We start from the raw sequence: 6445 nt of genomic DNA, 5'->3' as shown, positions 1-6445 counted from the left end.
CATCTTAAAGAAACTGAATGGCGTTGGATGAGGGAACCTAATGAGTTAGCAACTGAGCTGTGGAACCTCATTAGGTAAAATTAAGTGTAAATCTGCTAGTCTAGAGCCAAAATTATTTAACTGAGCAGCAGTTAGATTTAGCTGGCCAGATCGAAAAAGAACAGGCCTTTGTATTGCTCTTAGATGGAACAAAAAAATCCAAAAATCTTAATCAATTACAGCAAACTTTTATTCCGATTGGAGTTCATTCAGAATTTTTTATTTATATCCAATCTTTTATAGGAAATACGCAATGTTTAGGACATATTTTTGGGATGATGCTAGTGACACAAATGCGAAACAATATCATTACGATGACCTATAGCCTGGAACAGGAAAACACATATATTTATTGTGAAAATAAAGATTTAGAAAAAATTGAAGCAACAGCTTTAGTCGCATAAATAACAAAAAAAAATAGAATAATTAGAGATTATAGTGAATACATTAATTTATACGGTCCTAGGTTATGTCTGGCAATATGTCACTCATCCTAAAGTGATCATGGCCCTATCTTTCTTAGTTGTTCTGATTTCGATGAAGAATACCGTATCTGATCGGGTATTCTGGAGTCTGGCAGCTGTTTATATTACTGTTCTGGTTGGCTGAGGAATTTACGAGTTGATTCAACGCTATCGCCATGGCAAAAAGGGTAAGGCGCTAGCTGAGGCCATGTCCAAAAATGCTGAAGCAGAAAATAAATATAAAAATAAGGAAGAACTGCAACTGATTAATCAGCAAATGAAGCAGTCAATCCAACTTCTCCGAAAATCTAAATTGGGGGATCGTAAAGGCAATGCGGCCCTTTATGAGTTGCCTTGGTATATGGTCATTGGCAATCCGGCAGCAGGAAAAAGTTCAGCGATTTATCATTCTGGATTAAATTTCCCGTTTGAAGAAACCCATCGTAAAACGGTGTCTGCTGGTTTAAGTGGTACACGAAACTGTGACTGGTTTTTCTCTACAGACGGTGTTTTACTGGATACAGCCGGACGTTATTCAGTATATAGCGAAGATCATTCCGAATGGCTGGGTTTTCTCAATATTCTAAAAAAGAGTCGTTCCAAAGCACCAATTAATGGGCTAATTGTCATTGTCAGCATTGCTGAACTGGTGAGCCAGAGCCCAGATAAATCAATTCAACTGGCAAAAAAATTGCGTGCCCGGATTCAGGACTTGACTGAACGTTTAGAAGTTGTGACACCCGTGTATCTGATCTTTTCTAAAATGGATCTGATTGCCGGCTTTACTGAATTTTTTGATTGTTATAGCGAGCATGAGTTCAATCAGACCTGGGGTGCTACCTTAGCCTACGATCCTCAGTCCAGTGAGAATGCGGTTCAGCTCTTTGAAAAGCATTATAATATTTTATATGACGGTCTAAAAAATGTCAGTCATACCCATTTGTCACGTCGTCATTCGCAATATATTTCACCAAGTGTAATGACTTTTCCGCTTGAGTTTAAAAGTTTAAAACCGGTATTAAGAACCTTTATTTCAGCCCTATTTCAGGAAAATCCTTACCAGTTTGAACCGGTCTTTCGTGGCTTTTACTTTACCAGTGCCCTGCAGGAAGGAACCATTGAAAGCCCAAAAACCGAACAGATTGCTGAAGATTTTCACCTGATTCAAAATGAAGATGGTGAATTTGGTCTACCTACACGATCGATATCTCAAGATCATGGATATTTTCTAAAAAACCTGTTTTCAGAAGTGATTTTAAAAGATAAAAATCTGGTTAAACAACAGATTAACCCGCTGCGTAAACGTCAGCGTTTTATCGGGTTTATAGGCACTCTGCTGACAGTTGCAATTGTACTCAGTTTATGGATCTGGTCATATCGTAATAACCAGCAACTAATGAGCGAAATCCAGACTGATTTAAATAAAGTTGTGCAGCTGCATCAGCAATCTGGTCATGAACTCTCGACCCAGCTGGATTCTTTATTGATTTTGCAAGATCATTTACAACAATTGGATCAATATGAACAGCAGCTTCCATACAAATACAGTTTTGGACTCTATCAAGGTGATCAAATTCGGAAACAGCTAGAAACTGAATATTTAAAAGGGATAGAGCTGCTAGTACTGCAACCCACACAACAAAATATTGCCCAATACTTACAACAGCTCAAATTAAATGAAGCTCATCTGAAAGCCAATTATATCAATGTGCCTGTACAGCAGACTGTTCAAGTGCAACAAGTGATATCAGAACCGTCTGAGCAGAATCCGCAAGATGCTTATAATGCCTTGAAAACTTACTTGATGCTAAGTAATCGGCAGTATATAGAGGCGGGACATCTGAGTGATCAGGTCACCCGTTTCTGGCGTTCCTGGTTGGATATTCATCGTGGTGAGATGCCTCGTGCCGAGATGATTCAGAAAGCTGAACAGCTATTAAGTTATGCCATGACCTTAACCAATCACCAGCATTTTCCTCAATTAAATTCTGATGCGGTGTTGGTCGAGCAAAGCCGTCAGATTTTAACCGCGATTACAACAGGCGTTTCGGCACGAGATCGCGTCTATAACGAGATAAAAATGCGTGCTTCGGTACGTTACCCCACTTTGACATTAAAGCAGATACTAGAACAAGATACTCAATCCACGATGTTAGGTAGTTATGCCATACCGGGTTTTTTTAGCTATCAAGCCTGGAACGAGTATGTACAACCTGCGATTGAAAAGGCGGCACAAAATCCGACCGAGAGTAAAGACTGGGTACTGAATGTCTCAAAATCTGATGATCTCAGTTTTAGTGGCAGTCCGGAACAAATCCGTAAACAGCTCACAGAGATGTATAAAAAAGAATATATTGCTGAATGGCGTAAGTTCTTGAATGGCATTCATTATATTAAAGCTACCGATATGGATCAGCAGATCCGCCGGATGGATATTCTGGGAGAAACAGAACATTCTCCAATCCGAATCTTATTGCAACGTGTTGCCAAAGAAACCAGTTGGGATAATCCAATGATTCAAGCGGAATTAGCGATGCCACAAAAAGGTTTCATGGCCTGGTTTAAACGCAAAATTTTAAGACGTGATGAGAAAAATCTGGCAAAAAATTCAGCTGCTCATTTGTCTCAAGGCATGATTGCCCAAGATTTTCAGGTGCTATACCAAATTGTCCGCCAGCGAGATGACCTGCAAAACAAATCATTACTGGATGAATATCTTGTGTTACTGGGCAAGATGCGTAGTCAGTTTAATGACCTGAAAAGTTCAGGAGATATTGGTCCAGCGAGTATGGCTTTACTGCGACAAACGATTCATGAGCAGAATTCTATCTTTAATTTAAGCCAGAAATTTGTCACTGAAAAAATGTCTACAGGAAGCCAGGAACTCGATCAACAAATCCTGCAAAAGATTTTAGTCGCACCACTGACACAGGCCTTTTCGAGTCTGATGCCACCAGCACAGGCTGAAATCAATAAGTTATGGCAGATTCACGCTTATCAGCCATTTAACAATAGTCTTGCACATAAATACCCATTTAGCAGCCAAGCCAGCCTTCAGGCAACAACGGCCGAGATTAACCAGATTTTTGGTGAAAATGGCAGTATTGCCCGCTTTGTAAAAGAATATCTGGATCCTTTAGTAATTCGTCGTGGCTATCAGCTGACTTCTAAAACCTGGCAGGATTTAGGCGTCGGTTTGAATCCTGCTTTTGTGTCAAATTTTCAAAATTATGTTGCGCCTGTACATGGAGTCGCTACAGGTGAATTAAACCAAAGTTCGAATAGAGCAATCTCTTCAAATCAGTCAAATTTCCAGTTCTATCCTTTGGAAAATCCGAATGTATTGTCCTATAGCATTGAGATTGATGGACAGCATATGCAGTTTGAAAATGGCATTCAACAATGGGTGAATTTTATCTGGCCAAATCCCGGAACGATTCCGGGTGCACGGATTAGCGTAGTCGATCTTGAAGGAAAGACCCATACCATTTTTGATGAGCCAGGTGAATATGGTATTAATCGGTTGATTGATTCAGCGCAGCGGCAGCAAAAAGGGAATATTTTTGAAATGGTTTGGCAGAGCAAAGCGCAGCCGAGCCTAGCAATAAAAGTTAATTTCCGTCTGGTCAGTGGAGATACTTCTAGTTCGATTGCAGGAGGTGCGGGTTATCACAATTTACAGCTGGTTGATCAGGTCATGTCAAACAAGGCAGTTCGAGTGGTTGCTGCACAATCGGCAACTAACAATAGTCAGTTAACGTCATCTTTAACGACGGCGACTAGCCAGCAAAAGTTAGAGGCAACTGCACCATGATGTGGATCAATTTATGGGAGCAGAATTTTGAGGTGAGTGGCGATGTATAAATTATCGACCCAGCCTTTTTATTATGGAAAATGCCCAGCTTATGGTGACTTCTTAAAATCCCAAGGCCAGCATGGGCTGATTCAATCTATAGACCGTTGGATCAGTAAAGCGCTTGAATATGCGATGCGGTCTAACAATTTCAAGCAGCATTATACCAAATTGCCATCTTTAGATTTTTTCCTAGTCAATCTTCAGGTAGGTCAGTTTTTGGTGGCAAATCTGATCAGCAGTGAAGATTATTCAGGCCGTCATTTTCCAATGGTTTTAGGACAAGTTATTGAAACACATCAGCTTTATGAAAACCTGATGTATTTAACTTACCGATTTAAACCGACGCTGATTGAGCTTTATCAGCGTAATCGGGTGATACGCTCGATTCAGAATCCGGATATTTTATTGGATAAATTAAGCAAATTAACCGATCAAAGTTCGGTATATAGTACTGAAGATGTTCAGCAATTTTATGATACACAGACATTGAATTCGCTGTCTAGGCTTATGGGGGGTTCAGTATATGAACTGGTACAAACACTGATTGCACTCGGATTATTGCTGCAACCCATTATTCAGCAGGGTACAGCCCGTTTAAATAAAATTCTGATTTTACCTATTCATAACGTGCGCTATAGCTATGAAATCGCTGCATTTTGGATCAATCTGATCAGCCTGTTTATACAGAAACAGTCTAGTCATTTATTTATTGGGTTGTTGCATGCAGATCAACCGGTTTTATTATGTGGCTTCCAAGGTACTGACAGTACGGCTTTAGGCGATATTTTTAATCAAAATATGCAGAGTCAGCATTGGGTGTCCTTGGTGCACACGGATTGGATTGATCCTTATTTAGAACAAAATGCAAGACTAGCAGTGTTAGAACAAATACTGAATCAACCACGGATGAGCCTGACTAATATTATTCAAATTTTTAAACAAACATTTATTGAAGAATAAGATGAAAAAAAAGAACTATATTGACCCAATAAAAATACTAATAGGTGTCTTAGGGCTAAGTACAAGCTTTATGATTTTTGCTCAACCGATTTTGATTGAAGGGGCAGTGCCAAATGAAAAAATAAAGGCTGAGATTTTGGCTAAAGCTTATAGCATCTATGGACAGCAAAATGTGGTGGATCAGATTCAGGTTCGCCAGGTTACAACACCGAGTAACTGGATAAATACAGTAACGAAAGTGATTAATGATGATCTTAAAAAGGTGAAACAGGGCAATTTAACGGTAAACGGAACAGAGATTAAGCTGACAGGAAAATTGTCCAATCCTGAAGATATACAAACAACTCAAGTTAGATTTCAAAGTTTGACACCAGTAAATTTTCGCTTAAATACCCAGCTTTCATTGAATCAGGCAGAACAGCAAATCATTGATGCTGCATTAAAAAATCGTATTATTGAATTTGAATCTGGTAGTGCAATTTTAGCCGCCTCAGGGGTGCAGATTTTAGATGAGATGGCAGTTGTATTGAAACGTGTGCGTGGAAAAAAGGTCAAGATTTTAGGGCATACAGACAGTTCTGGAGATGCTGATAAAAATATCATCTTGAGTCAGCAACGTGCAGATGCGGTTAAAACTTATCTAATTCATAAGAATATTCCGGCAGAATCTTTAAGCACTGAAGGCCTTGGTTCGAATAAACCAGTTGCTGATAACACAACTGTGGAAGGTCGCAAGAAAAATCGTAGGATCGAATTTGAGGTGCTTTAATAAGGAGAGCGAGTAGTCAAAAAATTTAAAAACATGAACGGATTTTTAGAATAAGCCAAAAAGTTATGCTTAAAAAAGAAACAATATAGAGTTTTAAAATTTAGAAAAGAACTCAAGGTTAGAAAATGCATCATAAATAAGCATTATTGAAATTTAAGTTTGAAAAGCCTGCGCTATTTTGATGTGTTTTTAGGCTAATTAATTGATTTTTCGCCTCAGGATTTATTTTCTATTTTTGGGCAACATGTATTTATTGGTGCAAAATTTAATCTCTATTTTTATTCGAAGTAGATAGGGTCTGTTGACACTTACTGTTCATAATTAACCCTATAAGGATAGCCATAAAAATATACAGGC

At 38.8% G+C, this 6445-nt stretch carries 3 protein-coding genes and 2 pseudogenes; all 5 read left to right on the top strand.

The window, feature by feature from the left end; translation table 11 throughout:
- A pseudogene (locus B3Q46_RS05660) lies at window positions 1-78 on the top strand (IS1595 family transposase); the annotation flags it as partial.
- A gap of 95 nt (window positions 79-173) precedes the next feature.
- Window positions 174-443: a hypothetical protein gene (locus tag B3Q46_RS05655; RefSeq protein WP_286713943.1), complete on the top strand. Its 270-nt coding sequence runs from the start codon at window positions 174-176 to the stop codon at window positions 441-443.
- 34 nt (window positions 444-477) lie between these two features.
- Window positions 478-4317: pseudogene (gene tssM / locus B3Q46_RS05650) on the top strand (type VI secretion system membrane subunit TssM).
- A 42-nt stretch (window positions 4318-4359) separates the two neighbouring features.
- Entirely contained in the window at window positions 4360-5319 is a 960-nt protein-coding gene (gene tagF, locus B3Q46_RS05645; protein ID WP_286713941.1) for a type VI secretion system-associated protein TagF, read from the top strand.
- A gap of 1 nt (window position 5320) precedes the next feature.
- On the top strand, window positions 5321-6088 hold the full coding sequence (locus B3Q46_RS05640; RefSeq protein ID WP_180069239.1) for an OmpA family protein: 768 nt from the start codon (window positions 5321-5323) through the stop codon (window positions 6086-6088).
- Window positions 6089-6445 lie beyond the last annotated feature (357 nt).

It is taken from the genome of Acinetobacter sp. UBA2581 (genome assembly GCF_002339435.1).
Lineage (GTDB): Bacteria > Pseudomonadota > Gammaproteobacteria > Pseudomonadales > Moraxellaceae > Acinetobacter > Acinetobacter variabilis.
Note: the sequence above shows the minus strand (reverse complement) of the source record. Positions and strands in the feature narration are given on the sequence as shown.